Origin of the sequence: Shewanella gelidimarina, assembly GCF_023283945.1 — a bacterium.
Taxonomy (GTDB): Bacteria; Pseudomonadota; Gammaproteobacteria; order Enterobacterales; family Shewanellaceae; genus Shewanella; species Shewanella gelidimarina.
On the sequence record NZ_JAKIKW010000021.1, the window covers coordinates 73,677 to 96,739 of the forward strand.

The following is a 23,063-nucleotide window of genomic DNA, read 5'->3' on the forward strand; positions in this document are numbered from 1 at the left end:
ATTTGCAATGTCCATTTAGGGCATTGCTATCTTAAGTTACTACTAAATCTTATAGTTAGCACCTAGGAAGAAAGCACGACCTGTAGTGTCATACAAACCAGCACCATCATAAACATATGGGTTACGTGGTGGCGCTAAGTCGAACGCATTCTTCACACCAAAGCGTACAGAAAGTGAATCAGTGAAAGCATACGAACCAGTAAAGTCCCAAACTGTAGACGATGGAATATCGTTATAGTTGTTGTTCTCTGGCTGCCAATCATTACTAGCAACTGAAGAATGACGATAGTTTGCTCTTGCTTCTAGATTAAGTGCATCTAAGTTCCAACCAAGGCTAAACATAGCTTTCCAGCGAGGGTCGGTATACTCACCAACATCATTCTGTAAATCTTCAGCAAAACCAGTCGGGTTAGTTTGCCACTCTTCTAGATACGTTGCGATAACGTGAACTTTAAAGTCACCAAAGCTGTCAGTTGGGATATCGTACTGACTTTCAATATCAACACCTTTAACATCAAACGAAGCTGAGTTTACAGGGCTCTGGACGAAATCAACGATATCGCCAGTCGAACCATCACGGGTAAATCGGCCACAATAAACGTTATCTAGCGACTCAGAGTCATAGCAGTAACGTACTGCAGTACTCACATCAATGTATTCAATCGCATCAGAAATTTCAAAAGCCCAGTAATCAACTGTGATAGAGAAACCTTCAAGATAGCTAGGCGTATAAACAGCACCGACAGTGTAATCGTTTGAAGTTTCAGCTTTTAGATCTTCGTTACCCGCATTGGATCCTGGGGTATTACTCTGGTAAAACGAATCACTTGGATTCCAACCTTCAGGTAAGCCACTAGCCTGACAGTTTGTTTTACGATTGTCATTTGGACCTAACTCGACGTTGATTTTGTCACAAACGTCAGTAAAGCTTTCAAATGTCTGTCCAGCAGGGCTAAATAGCTCACCAATGTTTGGTGCGCGTACAGATTTTGACTTTGTTGCACGAATACGTAGATCTTCAATTGGTGCCCAGTTAAGGCCTATTTTCCAAGCGTCGTCATTACCCGCTGTGCTGTAATCCATCCAGCGGTAAGCAAGGTCAATTCCTAAGTCATGTGCAAGGAACATATCTGACAATAGTGGAATGCTAAATTCAGCGGCAAACTCGGTTACATCATATTCACCCTTCATAGGGTTAGCATTGTTACCAAAAATAGTGCCATCGACTAGCTCTTGATCTGGGTTAGTTTCTGACTCTTCCTTACGGTAATCAGCACTGAACGCAGCACTAACATAACCCGCTGGTAAATCAAATAATGCACCACTAACCACTAAACCAGCAGTTGTTTGAGTTGTTTTAGCAGTCTGGCCTGCGCTAGTACTAACCCAGTCGACAGCTGCTTGACTTGCTTGGTTTTCACCAAAAAGATTTAAAGGAACACAACCTGCCGCTTGCGCATCGGCATCACGACAAACGATACTGCCATCAGCTGCAAAGACTGCATCTTTAGCTTGATTATAACGGTCACCCCAAATCTCACCACCCCATACAGTGGTTTCATCTAACTGACCACGTTGAGCATGAAAAGAGTAATCCCAATCATCGCTGATAACACCTTCGATACCGATTAGGAATCGCATTGTTTCGCGGTCTTGGTTATAAGTACGATTACCAAACTCTCTATCCATACGATAAAGGTTAAAGCCAGTCATTCCGGTGTCAGTCATTAGCTGACGCGTATCATCAGGAAGGAAAGCATTATCTGCTGCGATAGGGTTGTTAGTATGGAATACTGGTGAGCTTTCACCGTTAGACTGATAATCAACATAAGTAATCTCAGTGAAAATCTTATGATCGTCATTGATTTCATAATCAGTATTTAAGGTAAATACCATACGTTCTAGCGGCGTACGCACTAAACCGTAGTTTACAGGATCATAACCTTCACAGCTTGGACCACAGTAATTACCATTGTTACCCGGACCTTCGATTAGACCTTCGCCGTAATCAAATACCTTCATATTGCCATCTTTATCGAAAGTGTATTGACCACCATCATTAGCAAAGAAAGTACCAGCTTCATTAATCCAAGATAGCGGCTTACGCCCTTCATAAGGAATACGTGCTGGAGCACCATCAGATGTGTCTGGATTATAAATACTATTAACTGGGTTATCTAAGAAATCTCTATCTGATTTACGTAGCTCTTCTTGCTCTGCATAGGTAAAGTTAAATACCGTAGAAAGCTTATCATCAATGAAGCTACCGCCTGCTGTAAGAGAGAACTGGCTTTCTTCACCGCCACTTTGCTCAGGCTGAATATAAGAAACATCAAGCTCAACGCCTTCAACGTCGGTACGAGTAATAATGTTAATAACACCCGCTATGGCATCAGAACCATATACTGCAGATGCACCACCGGTAATCACTTCGATTCTTGAAACCATTGCTGTTGGAATAGTGTTTAAATCGACAGCTGAACTACCATTTGAACCAGCAACAAAGCGACGACCGTTAACTAACACTAGAGTACGGTCAGAACCTAAACCACGTAGGTTTGTTTGGTTCAGTCCGTTTGCAAAAATCGTATTATTTGATGTTTCAGGAGAGATACCAACAGTCGATGACGGAAGTTTATTCAAGATATCGGCAACGTTAGTAATACCCATATCCATCATATCCGCACCAGTAATGATAGTTACTGGAGTTGGAGACAATTGACCAATACGCTTAATTTTTGAACCTGTTACTTCAATACGTTCTATTTTGTTTTCATCTTGCTCTTCAGCATAAACTGCCGTGCTTGCAAGTAACGCTGCACTCGTAGTTGCAAGTAACGCAACTCGTACTGCTTTAGTTAAACTGCTTATTGACGTCATATTCAACATTCCCTTGGTTAGTTATGTACTCAATTTTTTTAATCTTATTGAGTTTTATAATTTTCAACGTGAAACCTTCAACATTTACAGCCATCAATTTACATGTTCAACACATTTAGTCAACAACAAGCATGACATTAATTAAATAAACGTGAGTAAAGTTAAACTTACAACAATATAGAAACAAAATGAAACAAAAAAATAACATTCAAAATAAAGAGTATCCAGCAATGGTGTACGTTTAGTGAACTCTACTTAACAACTGGAGGGGATAGGCTCAAGCCTCATTTAAATGTTATAACTCAAAAAATCAGTGTTATTTAGTAGGATAAAAATATAGTTAATTGGATTGATGAGAGGCTATTTATATATAAGTAATTTAGTGGTTTCTTAAGAAAATATATGACAACCGCTTCCGCGACTCTAATCCTGTTTGACTAAGATTAATAAGGCTCACTTTGGGTTATAAATATGATTAATAAACTAACGCCTATACTTTTAAGAGTGCTCTAACCTTTCAACGGAGACGTATCAGATATAAAAAAGGGCTGCACTTTAAAGTGCGGCCCTTATCTATATACGGTAAATATTTACGCTAACAGTAAAAAACCAACAAAAGTAAAGCTGGCCGCGATTAACGCATAAGGAAGTTGCGTGACTGCGTGGCTCACGAGATTACACCCCGAACCCTGAGCGGCCAATACTGTTGAGTCAGAGTAAAAACAAGCCTGACTGCCAAAAGAGGATGCTGATAATAAAGCGCCAATAACCAGTGGAATATTGGCATCCACCGACTGTGCTAACGGCATAACAATTGGAATCGAGACTGCGAATATCCCCCAGCTAGAACCCGTTGCAAACGCTAGCACTGACATCGTTAAAAACACCACTGCGGGCAGTAACTCTGGGGTCATATACGGGCTCAAGCTGCCAATAACAAACTCAGGCAACATCAACTTGTCGCAAACATCTTTAAAGATAAACGCCGCTATCACAGTACCGATAGCGGGAAGCATGTTCTTAAAGCCATCAATCATCTGTTCCATCATCTCTGACAGTGGCATCAATTTTTGTATGCCGTAATAAGGCAAGGTGAGCGCTAATGTCGCAATCAACCCTTTAAGTACATCAATATCAAAATAAAGGGTAAAGCCAACCAACAACAAAATCGGCACAAAGAAATTATGCAGTTTCCCGCCGTCATCGGCATGTTTAAATTCATCTTCAATCGCTTTAAGCGCATATTCATCAGAGGTTTGCACCGCATCTAAATCCATCTGCTTGATGGCAGGTTTACCCTGCATCGCAGCGAGCTGCGCTTTTTTCATCGGCCCAAATACCGGCACGATCCCTAAAATAACCAGCAGTACCATTAGAACGGCTAACCACGCATAAAGCATGTACGGAATTGCCTGCATATAAACCGCAATCCCCTGGCCTTCGCTCGCGATACCGTTGTCGACCAACAAGCCGCCAAAAAATACCGCCCAAGTAGATAAGGGTACCAGCACACAGATGGGGGCTGCGGTTGAATCAACCACATAAGCCAGCATTTCACGCGATACTTTAAATTTATCAGTCACCCGCTTCATGGTTGAACCCACCGTGAGCGCATTAAGGTAATCATCAATAAAGATGACCACGCCTAAAATGAAGGTCATAAAAAGTGATGACTTCTGCCCTGTGGCCAATTTTAAAGCGTGACGACCGAATGCCATTGAGCCGCCGGTTTTCACCAGTAGTGCAATTAAAGCACCGAAGCCACCACACACTAAAATAAGCCAACTAATGGTTTCATCGGCCATAACAGATAACGAAGTATCAGCGAAATTGGTCAGCAGATTAGCGCTGTCATACATCGCTAAGCCCACTAATGCGCCAATAATCAAAGAAAGGATTGGGCGGCGTAGCACGATGGCTAACACCAATACCACCACAGGTGGGACAAGACTTAAGGCTGTCGGCTCAGACATGCGCTAAGGTCCTTATATAAAGTGCCAAAATGGCAAGGTTATTCACCAAACTCATACCGTTAAATGTCGAGTTCAATTGCTGCTTTGTCCTTGAGGAGCCTGCCTTTTACCGGTCTTTAATGGAACCCTCAGAAAAACATCGCGCCGAAAATAATCCTCAATGGCTTTTGAGTCAACAAAAATTATTCTTCGGTGGCCGTTTTTATTGCAAATTCATAGGTAAATGAGCTAAAAGCCTCATAAGAGAGAGAATTAAATACTCGGATTACGACTCATGTCTAGTCGTTGTCGTCAGCCTTAGAGATAAACAGACGACTAACGTCATTGCTCCATAGCTGGATGATTTTACGGCTTTTGGCTTTATTCCAAAAACATTTACCAAACAAAATAATCCCTGCGCCTTCAAAGTCGCGGCGCTCCTCTAAACCAAAGCGAGAGATCAGTGAACTGGCAAACATATCAATAGGGATCCCCACATCTTTAGTCTCGGCCGGATTCAACCACAAACGCTCTTTATCGGTATGAGAGATGGTGCCCCAATACAGACGCGGTGCACCGTTTTCAGTCGGCTCGGCATCGGCGAAATTTACAAATAGGTTTTTAGCACGCCAGCGATATTTATCATCGGTATATACCCAAAGATCCGATGTTGCCAGATCGCTGCCGCGCAATAAGCTATGCAATACCTTTTCCAGCCCTTGGGTAGCGACCCGCTTTTTAGTGCTAGTTTCATCTTCTATTTTAACGGCAGCAGGCCCAGTGAGCTCAGGTTTTAATAGCTCAACTGTTGATAAGTCTGCTGGCATTGAGGTTGTGGTTGCAGTGCTGTTAGATTGGGTTTCATTTTCGATAAGCACTTTGGTAACCGTTGACGGCGTTTTGGCTTTAGTCATTTTTGGCGCACGACTAAAATCGATAATCATCGCATCGCTATCAACGAGCAGCTGATTAACTTCAATCGCATGTTGTTCTTCACGCTCTTTGGCGGCAAAAGGTTTAAACTCAGCGCAATCTGCTTGATGATAGCGCGAGCCAAAGCATGCGGCTTTACCATCTTTTGATGCTTTACGATAATAGGCTTTACCTGCACACGCGGGGCACAAAAGTGCTTGCCGATATTTTTCAATATCAGCATCAGATAACTTTTGAAACTTAAATACCGAATAGGTTATCGGCTTGGTTTCGTCATATTGGCAAACAGCATCAAGCATGGTTTTTCCTTTAAGCCTTTGAAAAGACTGTTACCATCATAAGCATTTGCTCTATTTTAACAATCAAATTATCACTAATGATTCGCCGACATTGAGCTTTTATGGTTATTTTGGTCGTAGGTCAGGCAAGACGAAAGCGATGCCGCGACAACACAGTGAAAATGGCAAGTTAGCCCCCTTGTGTTAGCTGAGAGTTATCAGTCAAATCGGCATGGGTCTTCTGGTGATTCTTAACCCCTTGCCTTAAGGATCAATGTGGCTACAACCAACATGCGACCGTCATTTCAACAATCATACAACCTTTTACTTTGTATCGTTCTCAACACCTACCCCTATAATTATTTCGATAAAAGTCGAAATATAAATTGACTAACTTTTAAATACGTTTATTATCAGCCCATCTTAATTATTTCGGCAATTCCAGAAATAACAAACAATCATTAGTAAGGTCAATATTATGAGTCCTGAAATCATCACAATGGCAAAAGAAACAGCGAATATGTTCCTGTTTTTAGCCGCTGAATTAACGGTGCTATTTCTCGCTATTAGCTACATTGTCGGTATTTTGCAGGAGTATATCCCGCCTGAAAAAATACAATCGATTTTGAGCTCTAAAAAAGGTAAAGGCTACATCATCGCCGCTCTGCTTGGCGCCATTACACCATTTTGTTCATGCTCAACGATCCCCTTTTTAAAAGGGCTGCTCAGAGCAAAAGCCGGTTTTGGCCCAATGATGGTTTTCTTGTTCGCAAGCCCATTACTGAACCCTATCATCATTGGCCTATTTGTGATGACGTTTGGCATTAAAGTCGCGGTATTCTATTTCTTAGTCGCTATGGTTGTGTCTGTTACCGCTGGCTATGTTTTAGAAAAACTTGGATTTGAGCGTTATGTGAAACCTGAAGCTTATGAAGCGGTAACGCCCTCTAGTTGTGGGACCAGTTGCTCAACGGCGGACAAAAAGCCAGTAACAGAGACCGTAAAAACAACCTCTAGCGGCTGCGTACCTAAGCAAGAAGTGCAAGCGGTAATGCAGAGCAGTTGCAACGCAGAGCCTGCACTTGCAACGGCAGGGACTTGTAGCCCAGCACCGCAAAGTGGTTGTGGAACACGTTCTAATGCAGCAAGTTCATCTGCTGTCAGTGACACCGTTAAACAAGACAATCGCTGGATCCGTGTATGGCGCTCAACGTGGAAAGACTTTAAACAAGTGCTACCTTACTTAATGCTAGGTATTTCACTTGGCTCATTCATCTACGGATTTATGCCAACTGAACTGATTGCTAAATATGCTGGTGAGGGTATGTGGTATGCCATTCCTATTGCGGCGATAATTGGTATCCCTCTATATATACGTGCAGAAGCGGTGATCCCTTTAAGCTCAGCATTAGTAGCCAAAGGTATGGCGCTGGGTTCGGTTATGGCATTGATTATCGGTAGTGCTGGTGCCAGCTTAACTGAAGTGATCTTGCTCAAGTCTATTTTTAAGAACCAGATGATAGCGGCATTTTTGGTGGTGATCCTCGGTATGGCGATAACAGCAGGCTATCTTTACAGCTTCATTTTTGCCTAAGCTTTACTTTATGTAACGGCTAAAGCAAAAAGCATTCGCGCGTACAATTAATAAGCGTATAATTGCACTGTGGTTAAGACTCTATTAAACTAGGAAGCTTAACTGCAGTGCTTTCTATCGTTAGCAAGCACTCACCAATCATAAGTTAAAAATGAGTACATTAGTTAGAGGAGTCACGTGATGGCAAAACATCGCCAGCAACAACCGCAGATTGAGCATGAAAGTGGTCGCGGCGTCATTAGAGATAATGCGCTAAAGGCAATAGTCACCAGTACCTTGTTTAGAACACGGACTGAGAAGCCTAGAAAGGGCAAAGGGTCTTACAACCGCAAACAACAAAAGGGGCAAAAGCTGAAGGGCTTAGCCCCTTTTGACTTTCTAGTTAAGCTACTTTTTTGCAAAATCACGCCGTAACTCTCCTCTTATCTCACCAAGCTTATTAACGCCTTTGCTAAAGGCGCGATTTGGTCAATTTAGTGATTGACTATCAACTTCAACATATAGACTATTAAGCCTTCGAAACACGATATTCCATTTGGTAAAATGACACTTTTATTCTCCACTATTTGTACGCAAGTTAATTGCCTGACACTACGACTCTTCGCCAGTGTGATATGGCCATCAGGCAGTACGGAAAATGGGGAATGTAATAACGAGTAATACCACTAATTCTCGATTCCACACCCCAAAGAGTCTGCAACGCGGTGATGGATACTCCCCTCTTTGCTAGCCTTGCTCTCCTGCGGTTCTAAATTAATCAGTATCATTAGCGCGAGTCATGATTGATGACCCCGCGATAAGCGCAAGGAGTGTTGAAATGTCAGCAACAGCATTACCCAAGATGGTTCCAGCGGCATTTTTGTCGGTGGTATTAATTTGGTCGACAACGCCGCTAGGTATCGTCTGGAGCAGTGAGTCAGTGCATCCAACGATGGCGGTATTACTGAGAATGCTAATTGCGCTGACGTTAGGTGCACTGATCATACTGATTGCACGTATTCGACTGCCATGGAGTGCAACCGCAAGAAAGCTATATGCCGTTTCTTCGATTGGGATTGTTGGCGGAATGCTACTTAGCTATTTTGCCGCCCGTTATATCCCCTCTGGTGTCATGTCGCTGATCTTTGGTTTATCACCACTGATCTCAGGCCTATTAGCGCAAAAAATACTTAATGAACCCAAATTTGGCCCAATGCGATTAGTCGCTTTAGTCATGGCATTCATCGGACTTGGTATTGTATGTTCATCAAAGCTTTCACTTGCGAGTGATAGCTGGATTGGACTGCTATTGATCCTATCTGCGGTGAGTTTGTTTAGCTTGAGCGGGGTATTAATAAAGACGGTTAAGATCAATATCCACCCCATTGCCAGTACAGTGGGCGCACTTATTTATTCGACGCCAATGTTTGTATTAGCCTGGTTATTATTTGATGGTACATTGCCGATTGATACTTGGCAGCCGCGTTCACTGTTAGCGATTACTTACTTGGGTATTTTCGGTTCACTTATTGGTTTTATCAGCTATTTCTATATTTTGCAGCATCTCAATGCCAGCACTGTTGCGTTAGTCACGTTGATTACTCCGGTATTTGCCATGATGTTAGGCGCGCAGCTCAATGGTGAAGCCATTACCCAAGCCTTAGCGATAGGTGCTTGTTTTGTGTTAACCGGTTTAGCCTTGTATCAGTTTGGCGATCCCTTGCTGAATAAGCTGTCTAAAAAGAGAGCCAGTCGCAAACGTTAACTGCAATGTAAAAACGGCGAATCATACACGCCGTTTATCGATAGCGACCACTATTGATACGTTTGCCCATGATGCTTTAACCAGCCAGCAACATGCCGATCTTTAGGATCATGATGGGTCCAGTGCACCACACCGCCACGATCGTTATATTCATATTCGCCCTTAAACAAGACGCGATCGCCGATCTTCAAACTGTCGATCTTCGCTGCCAAATCTATATTATGCGCAATCAGCAGAGTTTGGCCGCTTGAAAGAGTAATAATAAACCTCTGGTGACGGCTGCCTTTATTGTCGTCCGGTAACAGTCGGCTCACAACCCCAGCACTTTGCACCTGTATGCCACTTTGCTGTTGAGAAAAGGCTTGGCATATCTGCTGCTCATGCTGCTCATCCGCAGCAACAACACTCGATATATACGCGGAAGAGCTATAAGCACCAGAACTATTAGGCGGTGACACTCGGTTATAGACAAAGCTAGCAATTGCCAATACGACAAGCATTATCGCAATACGATATAACATGCCTTTTATCGATTTAGCAGGTTCAACTTGATTATTGAGGGCTTTTTTATCGTTAATTTTTATCGGTTCAGTACCATCTTCACTAGTGTCAAGATTGCTTTCAACGCCTTCAATCCGTACCGAAAATGCGCGTTGTTTAGCATCGGCTTGGATCTCTATTTGAAAATACAAGATATCGCCAACCAATGGTCGCCTAGCCATATGTTGTAGTGCTGACATATGAATAAACACATCACTGCCCTCTTCTGCATTCTCTACCCGGATAAAACCATAGCCTTTGCTGTCATTCCAGCGAACTAATTGTCCCTTATTTATCACAGCAATCCCTCGTCTAAAAACGTTGTTGTATTGATTTTGGCCACAAGGCTTTATAAGCACTGAGTTGCTCAAACAATGCATGAAAAATATCCAGTGCAGCCAGCGCGTCGCCTGCGGCGTAATTGATCTGCTCTGGTGATAATGGCTTATCAAGTGGAATAGCCCAGTTAGATAATGTCACCCGCTTACTTTTAGGTAATTTAAGCGCCAATACCGTGGCCGCTATTTGCACGGTGCCCATCTGTTTTGCTGCACCCAGTTGGTTCATCAACCCATTGAGATCGAGTATAGGATTGAGCGCAATACCAAAGTCACGCTTCATCGCATTAACGTCACTGCGAAGGCCGATGCCAATCTTAACGATATTCGAATCCTCACCTAACACCTCAGTAAGTGCCGTTTTAAAAGGCACTATATTGCTGCCAACCATTCTAAACAGATAACAATGACTGCTCGTCGCGATTTGAATCAAGGAAATAGGATTGGTATTACGACGACCTTTTTCAAAAGTTGCCGCCGTTTCAGTATCAAAACCAACCCATTGCTGCGCCTTAATATCATCAATAACAGCCGCTAAAGTGTCGACGTTTACGATGACGATTTGACGCGATGAGCCGTTTAAATGCTCTGTTACCTTTTGAATTTTATCGATACGGTAATCGCTCAAACGGGCGATATCTCTATCACTCATACGGCAGATTAAATTCGTACGCAGCAGCAGCCAATCAAGTTTTTGCTGATTTTGTTCGTTAGTAATAGAACTCAAGAATGCTTGTTCAGCGCTTTCCATTGCCGCGAAGTAAGCATCTGCTTCCGCGCCAAGTGCTTGCCTCAGCAATACCGACTTGTCTGCTGCCAATCCAAATTTATATAAGCTCATACTGTGTTTCTCAACGGTTTTAATCGCTATTAAGCAATGACTTTTCGCATCGAATCATAACGCGAAATCACACCTTATTGCTTAATAAAACCCAACTGTTAATATCGAATCAGTCTAAAACAATAAGAATAAGATGCCGATAGTCATGAAAAAGATGAATAAATGGATTTATCCAGCCCTATTAGCGCTTAGCTGCAGCGCTCACGCACAAACCACTTTAATCAAAAATGTGAATGGCTACACCATAGATAAAGGACAACTTGTTAGCTTTCATTCAATTGAGTTAAGTGATGACACTGTCACTCGCTTTTATAGTGAGCAGCAACAACCCACTATTATCAGCTCGATGCGCACTATCGATGCCGATGGTAAAACCATGCTACCAGGGTTAATTGATGCTCATGGGCACGTGCTTGGTTGGGGCCTCAACTTAATGCGCACGAACCTTCGTGGCAGCTTGTCAGAAGCTGAAGCAGTAAAGCGAACGCTGGCGTTTCGTCAACTCAATCCACAGCTGACTTGGGTGCAAGGACGGGGTTGGAACCAGGTTTTATGGCCAAGTAAAACATTCCCGACCGCTGCCGCTCTCGATAAGCACTTTCCGAATACGCCGGTATGGTTAAGACGAGTTGACGGACATGCAGGTTGGGCTAATAGCGCGGCAATGAAGTTAGCCGGGATAACTAAAGACAGTAAGGCGCCTGCTGGCGGAGAGATCATTCGCACCCAAAACGGTGAGCCCAGTGGCGTATTTATCGATAACGCTATGGCGCTTGTTAGTCAAGCCATTCCAGAATTGAGTATTGCCGAGCAAGAGACCGTACTTAAAGCCGCAATGCACGATTTAGCCCGGTTAGGACTCACCAGTGTACATGACGCTGGTGTAGGCAGCGATACTATGAATGCCTATAAAAATTTGGCCGATAAAGATGACATGCCAATACGGGTATATGGCATGGTCGCGGCCGGAGACAAACAATTCAGCAGCATTATGAGTAAGGGGCCATATCACCATAAATCACAAAAGCTGGATTTTAGCAGCGTTAAAATCTCCGCGGATGGTGCTTTAGGTAGCCGAGGTGCTGCATTAATCGAAGATTACTCCGATCTCCACGGACACAAAGGCCTGCTACTGCATAGCGAAAAGCAGCTTAAAAGCTATATGTTAGCGGCCATGCAAGCCGGATTTCAGGTCAACACTCACGCTATAGGCGATCATGCAAATAAGCTGGTACTGGATGATTATGAGGCACTTATAAAGCAAACCAATAGCAAAAAACTACGCCATCGCGTGGAGCATGCACAGATATTGCGTCTTGAGGATATCCCACGTTTTGCTCAGCTAGGAGTTGTAGCATCAATGCAGGCAACGCACGCCACCAGCGATAAAAACATGGCTGAAGATAGAGTGGGCCCCGACCGTATAAAAGGGGCTTATGCTTGGCAAAAACTGCTGGAATCCAATGCCATTATCGCCGCAGGCTCAGACTTCCCCGTAGAGTCTGCTAACCCTTTCTATGGCCTGCATGCCTCAGTCACACGCCAAGATCATGACAACAAACCACTGCAAGGTTGGTATCCAGATCAAAGTATGAGTATGATCCAAGCACTCACCAGCTTTACTTCTGCAGCCGCGTATTCAGCCCATCAAGAGAATACCATTGGCCGTTTAGCGCCGGGCATGAAAGCTGACTTTATCTTAATCGATCGCGATATTATCAACGACGATGCTAGCCTGATATGGCAAACACAAGTGCTACAAACTTGGGTCGATGGCAAAGTGGTCTTTAATATAGAAGATAATCAAGGCTAACCCGCCATGAACTCACCCATAAGGCGAGCATTATGGGTGAGTTATTTTCGGGACTGTCGATCAATCCGCTTACGCTGGTGGAATATCACCAAAACGGCCATTTTTATAATCATCAATAGCCTGACGGATCTCAGCTTGGCTATTCATCACAAAAGGCCCCATGTGCACGATATCCTCTTTGATGGGTGTCCCCACTAATAACAACACCCCAGCCCCTAAAGCCGTAGCCCTAAGCGTTAAAACGGCTTTAGCATCGAGCAGCAATAATTGCTGCGCGTTATAGAGCTCTCCAGTGTCATTCGTTAGCTGCCCCGCATAGATATAAACCCCTACAAATGGGTGTTTATCCAGTCTCAGCTCGGCACTGCCATTGGCATCGAATATCAAGTCTGCTATTTCTGCTTTTCCGGCAAGCTCTTGAATGGGTGCAGTCACTGTTTGCCCTGCAAAGTCCCAATGACCAGTCAATGCTCTTAGCTTAACACCATGTGAATTACTCACCTCAGGGATGGGCGTATTGGTGGTGTCTTGATAGCGTGCTGGACGCATCTTTTCGCTGGCAGGCATATTGAGCCAAATTTGAAAACCATGTAAGCCAGTATCAGCATCAGCTAAGGGCATCTCAGAATGGATAACCCCGCTTCCTGTGCTCATCCATTGTACATCACCCGCCTGTATCGCTTTGACGTTACCGAGCTGATCTTTATGCTCCATACCGCCTTTGAGAATATAGGAAAAGGTTTCGATACCACGATGTGGGTGTGGCGGAAAGCCGCCAATATAATCCGCTTTATCATCTGACTTTAGCTCATCAATCATAAGAAAAGGGTCAAAGTGACCGTGAGTAAAATCGGCGACGCGAGAGATATTAACGCCGTCACCATCCATGGTGCGCAGCGCTTTATGTTGACTGATTATGTTCATTTACTTTGCCTTAATAGTTATCTACAAGGCTAGATTAACAACCAATGATTAGAATGAATAACGCGAAATATAGCGATATTCATTCTAATAATGCGAAAGATATGGGTATTGCATAACGAAAATAGAGCTTGTGTCTAGAATGGGTGATCCACCATAACCCAACCGTTAGTCGCTTCATCGGAATGAGCGATATCAAAGCGGATCACAATACCGGCGGTTAATGCTCTTAACGACAAGCCGTAATCAACTTTAAGATCCGACAGTAACGTGCTGGCGGTATATTCTGGTGCCACTCTACCCGCTTCAACAAAACCAACCACTTGAAACCAATCTAACCTTAAGAACTTCAACCAATTAATGTCTTCTATCGGGTTATATTTCAAAGTATAGCGATATTCAGCACTGCTATAGATAGCCGCTTTGTCATGAAAACGATTTTGGTCGAAGCCTCTCATACGATAAAAGCCACCTAAAGTCGCACCTTCATTGTAAGGCGCATTGTTGGTGACTTGTCGCCCGCCAAGTGCGTCATACTCAAGTTCCCATGATGGTGAGTAACCAGTCCAAAAGTTGAGTGCGAGTATTCGCTGACTGGCATAATCTGACTCTCCAAATGAAAAATACTTACTCATATCGAGGTTCATAAAGGTCCACTCATTATCAGAGTCTAACCATGCAGCATCGTGAGAAACTGAAAAGTACTGACTGCTACCACTTGATGGGTTAACCGAAAAATCAGTGTTGTCGTATAAGATCCCCAATTCTATGGCATGGATGGTGCCATCAAGCTCGCCATCGACAAATTCAAAACTTTGATAACGGTTAAACTGGCGTAACACTACAACGGTTGCACCGCTTTCAAGCGGATCCCAACTTTTTCCACCACTTGGCTCAGACACTAATAAGCCATTTTTAAGCTTGTATTCAACCATGCCCTTATCTTTGGTCGCACCGATTGGCAATGCATACTCAAGCTTTATATCAAACCAGTTTGATGAACCATTGGCTTCTAAGAATTGTAAATTGGTTGAATCATTACTTCCTGGAAGCGGCGTACCCGCAGGAATTAACTCTTGACCCCCTCCAGCATAAGCACGTTGATCAGGATAATAACCGAGGAAACCGTAGGTACTTAAGAAAAAGCGTTCTGTTTTTGGCAGTTTAAAATTCCACACACCGAGTCCGATACCTTGGCTCACATCACCGCCAAATACGGTGCCACCAATGGTCATCTGATCTTGGAAGTAGCCACTGAGCATGCCACCTAAACCAATGTTAAGGCCCATAGATTCAGAGTTGAAAAAATAAGGTAAAAGCAGCTTTTCTTTAACATTGTCGGGCGTCTCAGCTCGGTCAATTGAGGTTTTAACATTAGCCGCTGGCGTTGCAAGTGTGCACATAGGTAACAACGCGAGAGCGAAGATACCGCTATTAAAGACGTTAATATTGGTTTTTAAACCCATTTAATTCCCCAATTCAATTATGCGTTAAATACGCCAAAATTCAGCACCGCTAATTAACGTCAATATAAGTTTTCTTTTACCCACAATACACATACCAACCAAGTAAACACAACGGTATCAATAAAATAGTACCAACAAAATAACAACATCTGATATCTTACGAGTAAATAAATAACATACGCATTTAATTGATGCGAGATTCAATTAAGAGTTCATGTGAAGCTAGTCGTAGACTAGGTTATCGAAAATAGAGTGACGACTTCATCATTAAATGACAGTCAGGTTTCGAAGCCAATAATGGCAACTATACTCATAGAGCCTTTAATAAATGGAGCAAGATTGATGGCTAAAAAAATATTAATACCAATCACACTGCTTTGCTGCGTGCTACTGACACTAACGAGTGCAACCGCCGCAACGCCAGCGGTTGGCACCCATAATGGTCAATTGGTCATTCAATCAGGTCAGGCTATGGCGTGGGAACAGTCGAGTAAGCAATGGCTTACGGTTGAAGTTTTTTGGAAAAACTGGGTCAACACTCGTGGTGGCCTCACTTGGAAAAGTAGCGAACAGTACCCAACCTATGAGCAAGTTAAAGAGCAAGATACCTTCCTCGTCGAATTAAATGGCGGCACTTGCATGATGGAGTTTTGGCACGGCCGCTGGCGCCGAGCAAACGATGTTCGCCGCTGGGACGATGCTTTTAATGACTACTCCGCCTGCCCACGGGTGTTCGACTAGTTTTTGCTATTGGTTGTGTGCTCCGCAATGCGACCTCTGCACCCTAAGTTCACTTTAGGGGGATGTCGCTATTGCAGAATGCAGATAATGATTATTCCCCTGACAAAATAAATCGCACAAATCAATCACACAAATCAAGGCACTGTAAAAGGTTCAGCTAGTATTTGATTTAACTTAGTTGTTTCTAACAAGCTCACACCTTAAGCCGAAACTTCTGACGCCGTTTCGATTGTCACGTAATATTTCTTACTACGAATACTTCGTTATTAATATCCGAGTTAACCTTCATCATGTCAGAAACTTCATTTGAACGGGCTAAGCGCTCATTTATTGCAGCAATATGGGCGACGCTAGCGAGCATATCCCTTGGATTAGCCTTTAAAATTTGGCTAGCACAATGGGTCGCCAAAAGTGATCTTGCGCTTTATCACACCGTTGTCGACATTATTTCCTTATCCTTGATCCTCTTAAGCGGTTTTAGAAGCTCAATGGTCGTGAGTTTTTCCCAAACAAAAAACGCGCAGGATATTACCAATATTTTTCGCTACTCACTCATATTAATGGTGCTGCTGACATGGGGGATAGTGCTGCCTTATATCAAACATCAACTCAAGATTGATGTCGAATATGTTCAGTTGGTGGGTATTATTCTTGGTATGGGCTTTAAGGTGTATTTCACTAATCAAATTGGTATGTATCGACTTTATCATATTGCCAATAAAGCGATTTGGATTGAGCCATTAGTGCAAATACTGCTGTTCTTAGTGTGTTACTACGCCCTGCACCAAAGCGCGATATCCTCGCTGTTTTTCAGCCTAATGCTCTCTAGTATAGCCGTTGCCTGCTACATGTTTATTCAACGTCGCAAAGAGATTGCTACCACCCCTTTCGCCCCCGTTCAACTCGACCCTGAGATGCGTAATTTTGTGAAAAAAAGCATGCTGTCTTCTTTAGAGGTCGGTGCTAGTATTTTGATGATCTACATTACTGTTCTACTGACCGTTGGTTACTTTACTGTGGATGAACTCGGAGACTTCCAAGTTGTTGTTAGACCCTTGTTTGCTTATATGACACTGCTATTTATCTTTCCTGTTTATCGCTATATTCTACCTGAAATAGCCCAGTGTCTCCGTGAAGGGGAGTATGAACAGATAGCCAAAATGCGACGCTGGTTTTATACCTTAGGCGTCACCATAAGCTGTTTATTTTTACTGAGCATGATATTTTTCAGTGAAGAACTCGTCACGCTGATCTTCCCTGCCACTTACGCTTCTGCAGCGCCAGTATTGATGCATTTCTCACTGTTCTTTGGTTTTATGATGTTAAATGCCTTTCAGATAGCCTATATAAAAGCCCACGGCCACTTTATGCAGAGTTTATCGATTCGTATCGCTGGTATCGTCACTTTAGTTGCTATGTTTTATATTTTACGGGCTTTCACTGATAACGTGGTCGCAGTTATCCTCGCGATGGGGTGTGGCTACGTACTGATGTTTATCATTTCGAGTGTGATGGAATATCGCCTAGTCAGACAACATAAACTGGCCTCTAACTAAAGCGATAATCTGTTCAATGTCCCTAAGGCTTAAGCTGCTGACAGATCGTATCAATAAACCATTGATAACGACTGGGCAGCTGCCGCTGTTTCTTGGTCACCATATAAAGCTCTTCAGCAACGTCTGACAAGGTGTTCGCAACAAAGAGTGGCTCAGGATATTCATCCACCACTATCTGCGGTAGAACGGTAAAACCTAAGCCTTTAGAGACGGGTAACAAAATTTGATTCAACTGATTGATATAACCCCGTTGCTTGAGTTTATTCATCCCTGAAAATTCATTGCCAAAATGGGCGCTCAACAGTTGCTCGGCATAATAATGGCCGTCTGGATGATTGATAAAGCCTATCTTCTCCAATAAAGACAGGGTTACGTTAGCCCCGCTATAGCTTGGCGGTAACACTAAGCATAGTGCCTGCTTGCCTAAATATTGTTGCTTAAGCTCCAACGACGATTGCTGCTGCGTCACAATACCAACGTCCACACTATTATCTAAAATACTATTAATGATGGCGCTGTTCGGCGCTGCCTCTAGAGAAACTTGAAGCTGTTCATGCTGTAATTGATATTGCACAAAACGAGGGTAAAAGTGCATGGCTAATGCGCCAGAGCAAGCAATGCGGCAGATCCCACTATGAGGTTCATCGACTTGGAGTTGCTGCAGTAGATGCTCCTCCTCTGCGATTTTTCCTTTGGCATAAGCCAGTAATTGCAGGCCCGCATCCGTCAGTTCAAAACTTTTGCCCTTTCGGGTTAATAACAAGGTGCCAACTTGATTTTCAAGCTTATTAATATGCTGACTCACGCCAGGCTGAGTCATAAATAATTGCTCTGCAGTGCGAGTAAAATGTCCTACCTCGGCGAGAGTCACAAACGTTATTAGCCATTGTTGATTCAGCATTAATACTCCTTTCAAATTTTAAAGCCATCAACATGATAACAAGTAATTATTAAAATACTAGTTATTGATAACTCAGCCTAATTCCCATGTCTAATTATACTGAATGCACTGAAACAACAACTCGCTGACAAAGGTACTCAAATGACAAAAGCATATCCACGCACGTTTCACATATTGGTATTTCCGTTCCCGATATCGAGGCAGCGGTAAAATTCTACACTGAAGTGCTTGGTTGGTATTTAATCATGGAGCCTAACGATGTCATTGAAGATGATGGCGCTATTGGTGTGATGTGATGGTAGACGTATTTGGTGCGGGCTGAGGGTCTTTTAAGATAGCGCACATGTCAACGGGTGACAGAATTAGAGTTGAGTTATTCCAATTCAAAAACCAAGAAAATCCTGAAAACAACTTCGAGTATTGGAAAATAGGTGTGTTCCATTTTTGCGTCCAAGATCCTGACGTTGAAGGCCTAACAGAGAAGGTTGTGGCAGCGGGAGGTAAAAAGCGTATGAAGGCTCCTAGATACTATTACCCTGGTGAAAAGCCATACCGTATGATCTACATGGAAGATCCGTTCGGCAATATTCTCGAGCTCTACAGCCACAGTTACGAGCTGCACTACGCTAGCATTGGCCAAGCGAATATAAAATGCTTATCTTCGCTAACATTAAGCATTGCATTGATGACCAAAAGGGGCTGAATTATCAGCCCCTTTTGTCGTTTCATCCTCAAAACCGATGCGTTTAGCCCGTTTCTAACCCACCAATTCTGCTTTAGGCTTAATATTTTCTGCATCAATAAAGACTTGATTACGGCCATTATCTTTCGCTTTATAGAGCGCAATGTCTGCAACTGCCGCAAACTTAATCATATCGTCATGTTCTGTAGGAATGATACTTGCCACCCCTACACTTACCGTCACATAAGGGCCAGTAAAGGAGCTGGCATGCGGAATATTTAGGACTTCGACATTACTACAGCAACGTTGTGCTGGAGAGAAACAATCACGTGTATGGGGTAATAACACCACAAACTCCTCTCCGCCGTAACGAGCAACGACATCACTTGGACGATGCAATGCTTCAGCAATAGCTTGGGCAACTTCGATTAAACACTGATCGCCAGCAAGATGGCCATAGGAATCGTTGTAGCTCTTAAAGTTATCAATATCGATCATCAATAACGCCAATCGCGTTTTATTTTTTATGGCTAATTGCCACTCTCTTTGAAATGCCTCATCAAAAAAACGTCGATTACCAATTCGAGTCAAACTGTCGGTCATTGATAATGCTTCGAGCTTCTTCTTAGCAAGATTAAGATCTCGCGTACGCTCCTTTACTTGTATATCAATCATATGTGTATGACGCATGATAAAAAACACATAAATGGCTAAAGCAAGCGTCGCCGATATCCCAAAAGCACCGACTAAATAGGGGAAAGCGGTACGCCGTTCTGCAATATAACCTTCACTTGGCATCGCATGAATTTGCCATTGGCGTCCACTAAAACGCGTTAGTGGCCGCTGATAAACGATTTCACTGTTATTTTGGTGAAAGTTAACCGACTCATTGTCGCGTAAATTACTGTATAACGCCTGATGCTTATCATTAGTGATATCTTCGAGCGTGTAGTCAATCCCTTGTACCCAGGTGCGCTTAATGGCGCTATCGAACATATCTGCAATACGAAAAACACCGCCAATAAAGCCTAACAGTCGTTGTTGGCGTTTAATCAGTGTATTGGGCTCACCTTGGTAGATCGGTAGAAATATAAATACACCAGTTTGATCATTTGCCTGCACAAGCTTGACCCCAGCAGAGGCCATTGAGGTGCCGATATCCCGAGACTTATTGAGTACTTTCATAAACTCAATTTCCGATCCAAAATCAAAGCCTAATGCATTTTCATTACCCGCGAATGGCTCTAAATACAAAACAGGAAAATGCTGGGAGCGAGACGTGGCCGTCACCAAGTTTTGATTCGTGGTTCTTTCGGTGAATTCAAAGTCTGGATAAAACGTATGTTGGCGAGTTTCCATTGCCACTCGGTCTAGCGCATCAACCCTTGGGATCCACTCTAACGCTTGAATATTGCGATGACGCATAAGAAAACTGGTAGCAACCTGCTTAAACTCTCCACGGCTCACGTTATCGGAGCTAATAAAAACCCCTTTTAGCGCATGCAGCACCTCAATATTAAGCATTATTTCTTGCTCTAAAACTCGCGCTTTATCGTCAATATCTTGAGTAAACTCCACTTCAATAGCGCGAGTTTCTTCAACATAAAGCCGCATGCCAATAGCGACGGAGATAACAATGCTCACTAGTGTAGTAAACAATAAAACGGATAAAGATAAGGTTTTCATAGCGCCCAAATTTCACTTTAAAAGGCCATGTTATTCATGGCTCTCAATATTATTTAATCTTTAAAAATCAACCTATCCCCACGGCATATCGACGTAGAGCCTCACTAAAGTGTCTTTATCCCAAGGTAAAATAGCCAGATAGTCGGGAGCATTTTTATCTCGGTTATCAAAAGGATCAAGATTATATTCGGTATGTTCAACACTGAGTTTGATTAAGCTATCTTCAATCCAGCTATCAGAATGATAACTAAATACAGCTGAGTATTTATTCTCTAACCAGTCGCTTCCATCGTTCCATGTTTGCGCGCCGGCATAAATATCAAATGACTCACCCAGCATAATTCGAGTGTCTGCCGCGACGGAGTAAGCGCCAGTTTTGTTCTGGAAGTCTTCTCGGTCATAGCCACGTTCTCTTGGCACATCATCATCGATTTCGAGCATATAATGACCACCAGCAAGCGTTAATCCTGCATAGACTTTGTCACTGTTATAGCGAGCGACAATACCTGGGAATAGCTTTGACTGTTTCTCAACGGAGCTCACGGTATTACGCTTACCGTCGAGTGTGACTTGCCATTGCAGGTTCATGGTGGGAGAAAAACGATACAAGTTGCCGTCTACAGACCAAGCCGTTTCAAACCAAATAGGGATATGGTCGGGATCAAGCTTATCTTTATCATCATCAATAAAGATATCTATATTGCCTTTCCAACTAATATTGGACTGAGTGATATGTTCTACAAAAAAGCCCGCATGCGCGCCTAATGTATGCGAATCAACTTGCTCAACAATAGTGTTGTGACCGCCAAATGCGATACGCCAATCAGTACCTTCCGCTTTAGCGGTAACGCTCATTGCAGCGCACACGACTGAACCTATAATTAAATATGATGGTATATTCAAATCCATTTCCCCCAACATGACGTTTAAGTTTTAAAGTTGAACCAATTGAAATTCAATCATAAAAACTAAATAATTGACTAAAATTTAGCACAAGTCACGCGCTTAATCTGTTTAATCTTAGCTCTGATGTCGCTGAAAAGCTTAAATTAATGGGAAAAAATGACGCGCTGACTCAAACCAATGTTCATCAGACCTATTTCAAGTAGTACACAAACGTCTATTAGTTCCATCAAAAACAAAAAATAAGCACTAATTCAATTCAGTTTGTGAAGCACTACAAACTTTAAAATGAAAAGTCACTTTTCTCATCGAAAGCACCATATAAGTCACACTCTAGTGCATGTCAGAAAGTAAAATTTAAGTCATAATTAAGCATATTGTTTTATTCTTAATAACTATAAATTAAAGTCGCGAAATCTTAATAGCTGTATTTTTCGTTACGATTACACCTTGTCTAAAAAGACAAAGGTCACTTTGAGGGCATTAGCTTGATTAAACATATCGCTTTAGCATTAACACTTGTCGTTGCTCCAATGAGCAGCTTTGCGGCGCAATTCATTGAAGGTACGCACTTTACCCAAGTATCAGACAAAGCGCCTAGCAGTGAGCCTAAACTGACTGAGTTTTACTCTCTGTACTGCCATAACTGCTATAACATGGAAAAACAGTATTTAGGTGATATTAAAGCCAGCTTAGATAAGTCTGTTAGCTTCGACAGCAAGCACGTCGATTTCATGAACAGTGATATTGGTACAGAAGTCATGCGATCTTTAGCGGTGATTCAAACCGTGGGTCAAAAAGATCAGCTGACTAATGCAATGTTCGCAGCAATCCAAGGAAACGAAGGTGGTCACGACCATAGTGCTGAAGGCCACGAGCATGAGCAAAAGATCAATAACCGCGATGACATCAAGCAAGTCTTCGCACAGTTTGGTGTTGATGCCGCGCAGTACGACAAAGCCGCAGACAGCAAAGAAACCAATACTAAACTCGCTTTATGGCGTGCACAGCAACAAGAATTTCAAATTCAAAGCGTTCCAGCATTCGTGGTTAACGACAAGTATGCCGTTAACATGAACTCGGTACGTACTTTAGGTGAACTTATCAACCTTATTAACTACCTAGCGGTAGAACATAAGTAAAACAGCATAAGTTTATTTAGATGATAAAAGGTGCCTAATGGCTAATGCCGATCAGTTAGTCAATATTTGATCGGTTGACCGATCTTCTCAGCATGCGAAAATCCGAATGTATTCCTTACATTCGGATTTTTTATGGACGTATCTCAAGCACT

General features: G+C 42.8%; 17 protein-coding genes and 1 pseudogene. 8 read left to right on the plus strand and 10 right to left on the minus strand.

Going from position 1 to position 23,063, the window contains the following annotated elements:
* Positions 1–42: 42 nt before the first annotated feature.
* From L2729_RS16710 to L2729_RS16720, 3 genes are all read right to left on the minus strand, one after another.
* Positions 43–2,880: a TonB-dependent receptor domain-containing protein gene (locus tag L2729_RS16710; protein WP_248989273.1), complete on the minus strand. Its 2,838-nt coding sequence runs from the start codon at positions 2,878–2,880 to the stop codon at positions 43–45.
* Positions 2,881–3,470: 590 nt separating this feature from the next.
* The gene (locus tag L2729_RS16715) at positions 3,471–4,853 is read right to left on the minus strand and encodes a Na+/H+ antiporter NhaC family protein (RefSeq protein WP_248989274.1); all 1,383 of its coding nucleotides are present in this window, start codon (positions 4,851–4,853) and stop codon (positions 3,471–3,473) included.
* Between the two features lie 278 nt (positions 4,854–5,131).
* Complete coding sequence (locus L2729_RS16720) at positions 5,132–6,064, minus strand: hypothetical protein (protein ID WP_248989275.1); 933 nt, start codon at positions 6,062–6,064, stop codon at positions 5,132–5,134.
* A 457-nt stretch (positions 6,065–6,521) separates the two neighbouring features.
* Here L2729_RS16720 and L2729_RS16725 point away from each other — a divergent pair, with 457 nt between their 5' ends.
* From L2729_RS16725 to L2729_RS16735, 3 genes are all read left to right on the plus strand, one after another.
* Positions 6,522–7,637 carry a permease gene (locus L2729_RS16725; protein WP_248989276.1) on the plus strand — a complete coding sequence of 372 codons (1,116 nt, stop codon included), beginning with the start codon at positions 6,522–6,524 and terminating at the stop codon, positions 7,635–7,637.
* 180 nt (positions 7,638–7,817) lie between these two features.
* Positions 7,818–8,051: a ribosome alternative rescue factor ArfA gene (locus L2729_RS16730; protein ID WP_248989277.1), complete on the plus strand. Its 234-nt coding sequence runs from the start codon at positions 7,818–7,820 to the stop codon at positions 8,049–8,051.
* Between the two features lie 403 nt (positions 8,052–8,454).
* Positions 8,455–9,381 (plus strand): DMT family transporter, encoded by a 927-nt coding sequence (locus L2729_RS16735; RefSeq protein ID WP_248989278.1) that lies wholly within the window; start codon positions 8,455–8,457, stop codon positions 9,379–9,381.
* Between the two features lie 50 nt (positions 9,382–9,431).
* Here L2729_RS16735 and L2729_RS16740 read toward each other — a convergent pair whose 3' ends face one another.
* Both L2729_RS16740 and L2729_RS16745 read right to left on the minus strand, forming a co-directional pair.
* Complete coding sequence (locus tag L2729_RS16740) at positions 9,432–10,220, minus strand: DUF3465 domain-containing protein (RefSeq protein WP_248989279.1); 789 nt, start codon at positions 10,218–10,220, stop codon at positions 9,432–9,434.
* 13 nt (positions 10,221–10,233) lie between these two features.
* Positions 10,234–11,100: a 3'-5' exonuclease gene (locus L2729_RS16745; RefSeq protein WP_248989280.1), complete on the minus strand. Its 867-nt coding sequence runs from the start codon at positions 11,098–11,100 to the stop codon at positions 10,234–10,236.
* Between the two features lie 145 nt (positions 11,101–11,245).
* Between L2729_RS16745 and L2729_RS16750 the strand changes: the two genes are divergently transcribed.
* On the plus strand, positions 11,246–12,913 hold the full coding sequence (locus L2729_RS16750; RefSeq protein WP_248989281.1) for an amidohydrolase: 1,668 nt from the start codon (positions 11,246–11,248) through the stop codon (positions 12,911–12,913).
* A 69-nt stretch (positions 12,914–12,982) separates the two neighbouring features.
* Here L2729_RS16750 and L2729_RS16755 read toward each other — a convergent pair whose 3' ends face one another.
* Positions 12,983–13,837 (minus strand): pirin family protein, encoded by an 855-nt coding sequence (locus L2729_RS16755; protein WP_248989282.1) that lies wholly within the window; start codon positions 13,835–13,837, stop codon positions 12,983–12,985.
* A 134-nt stretch (positions 13,838–13,971) separates the two neighbouring features.
* Entirely contained in the window at positions 13,972–15,300 is a 1,329-nt protein-coding gene (locus L2729_RS16760; RefSeq protein WP_248989283.1) for a BamA/TamA family outer membrane protein, read from the minus strand.
* 342 nt (positions 15,301–15,642) lie between these two features.
* On the opposite strand from L2729_RS16760, the gene L2729_RS16765 reads away from it, so the two are divergent.
* Positions 15,643–16,041 carry a hypothetical protein gene (locus L2729_RS16765; protein ID WP_248989284.1) on the plus strand — a complete coding sequence of 133 codons (399 nt, stop codon included), beginning with the start codon at positions 15,643–15,645 and terminating at the stop codon, positions 16,039–16,041.
* A gap of 290 nt (positions 16,042–16,331) precedes the next feature.
* Complete coding sequence (locus L2729_RS16770) at positions 16,332–17,597, plus strand: MATE family efflux transporter (RefSeq protein ID WP_248989285.1); 1,266 nt, start codon at positions 16,332–16,334, stop codon at positions 17,595–17,597.
* A 22-nt stretch (positions 17,598–17,619) separates the two neighbouring features.
* Here the strand turns inward: L2729_RS16770 and L2729_RS16775 are convergent, their stop codons facing one another.
* Entirely contained in the window at positions 17,620–18,498 is an 879-nt protein-coding gene (locus L2729_RS16775) for a LysR family transcriptional regulator (RefSeq protein WP_248989286.1), read from the minus strand.
* A gap of 141 nt (positions 18,499–18,639) precedes the next feature.
* On the opposite strand from L2729_RS16775, the pseudogene L2729_RS16780 reads away from it, so the two are divergent.
* Positions 18,640–19,201, plus strand: a pseudogene (locus L2729_RS16780) (lactoylglutathione lyase family protein).
* Between the two features lie 54 nt (positions 19,202–19,255).
* Here the strand turns inward: L2729_RS16780 and L2729_RS16785 are convergent.
* Together L2729_RS16785 and L2729_RS16790 are read right to left on the minus strand one after the other, a co-directional pair.
* Positions 19,256–20,866, minus strand: coding sequence for a diguanylate cyclase domain-containing protein (locus L2729_RS16785; protein ID WP_248989287.1), 1,611 nt, complete (start codon positions 20,864–20,866; stop codon positions 19,256–19,258).
* A 72-nt stretch (positions 20,867–20,938) separates the two neighbouring features.
* Positions 20,939–21,775 carry a hypothetical protein gene (locus L2729_RS16790; protein WP_428848258.1) on the minus strand — a complete coding sequence of 279 codons (837 nt, stop codon included), beginning with the start codon at positions 21,773–21,775 and terminating at the stop codon, positions 20,939–20,941.
* 482 nt (positions 21,776–22,257) lie between these two features.
* Here L2729_RS16790 and L2729_RS16795 point away from each other — a divergent pair, with 482 nt between their 5' ends.
* Positions 22,258–22,911, plus strand: coding sequence for a thiol:disulfide interchange protein DsbA/DsbL (locus L2729_RS16795; protein ID WP_248989289.1), 654 nt, complete (start codon positions 22,258–22,260; stop codon positions 22,909–22,911).
* Positions 22,912–23,063 lie beyond the last annotated feature (152 nt).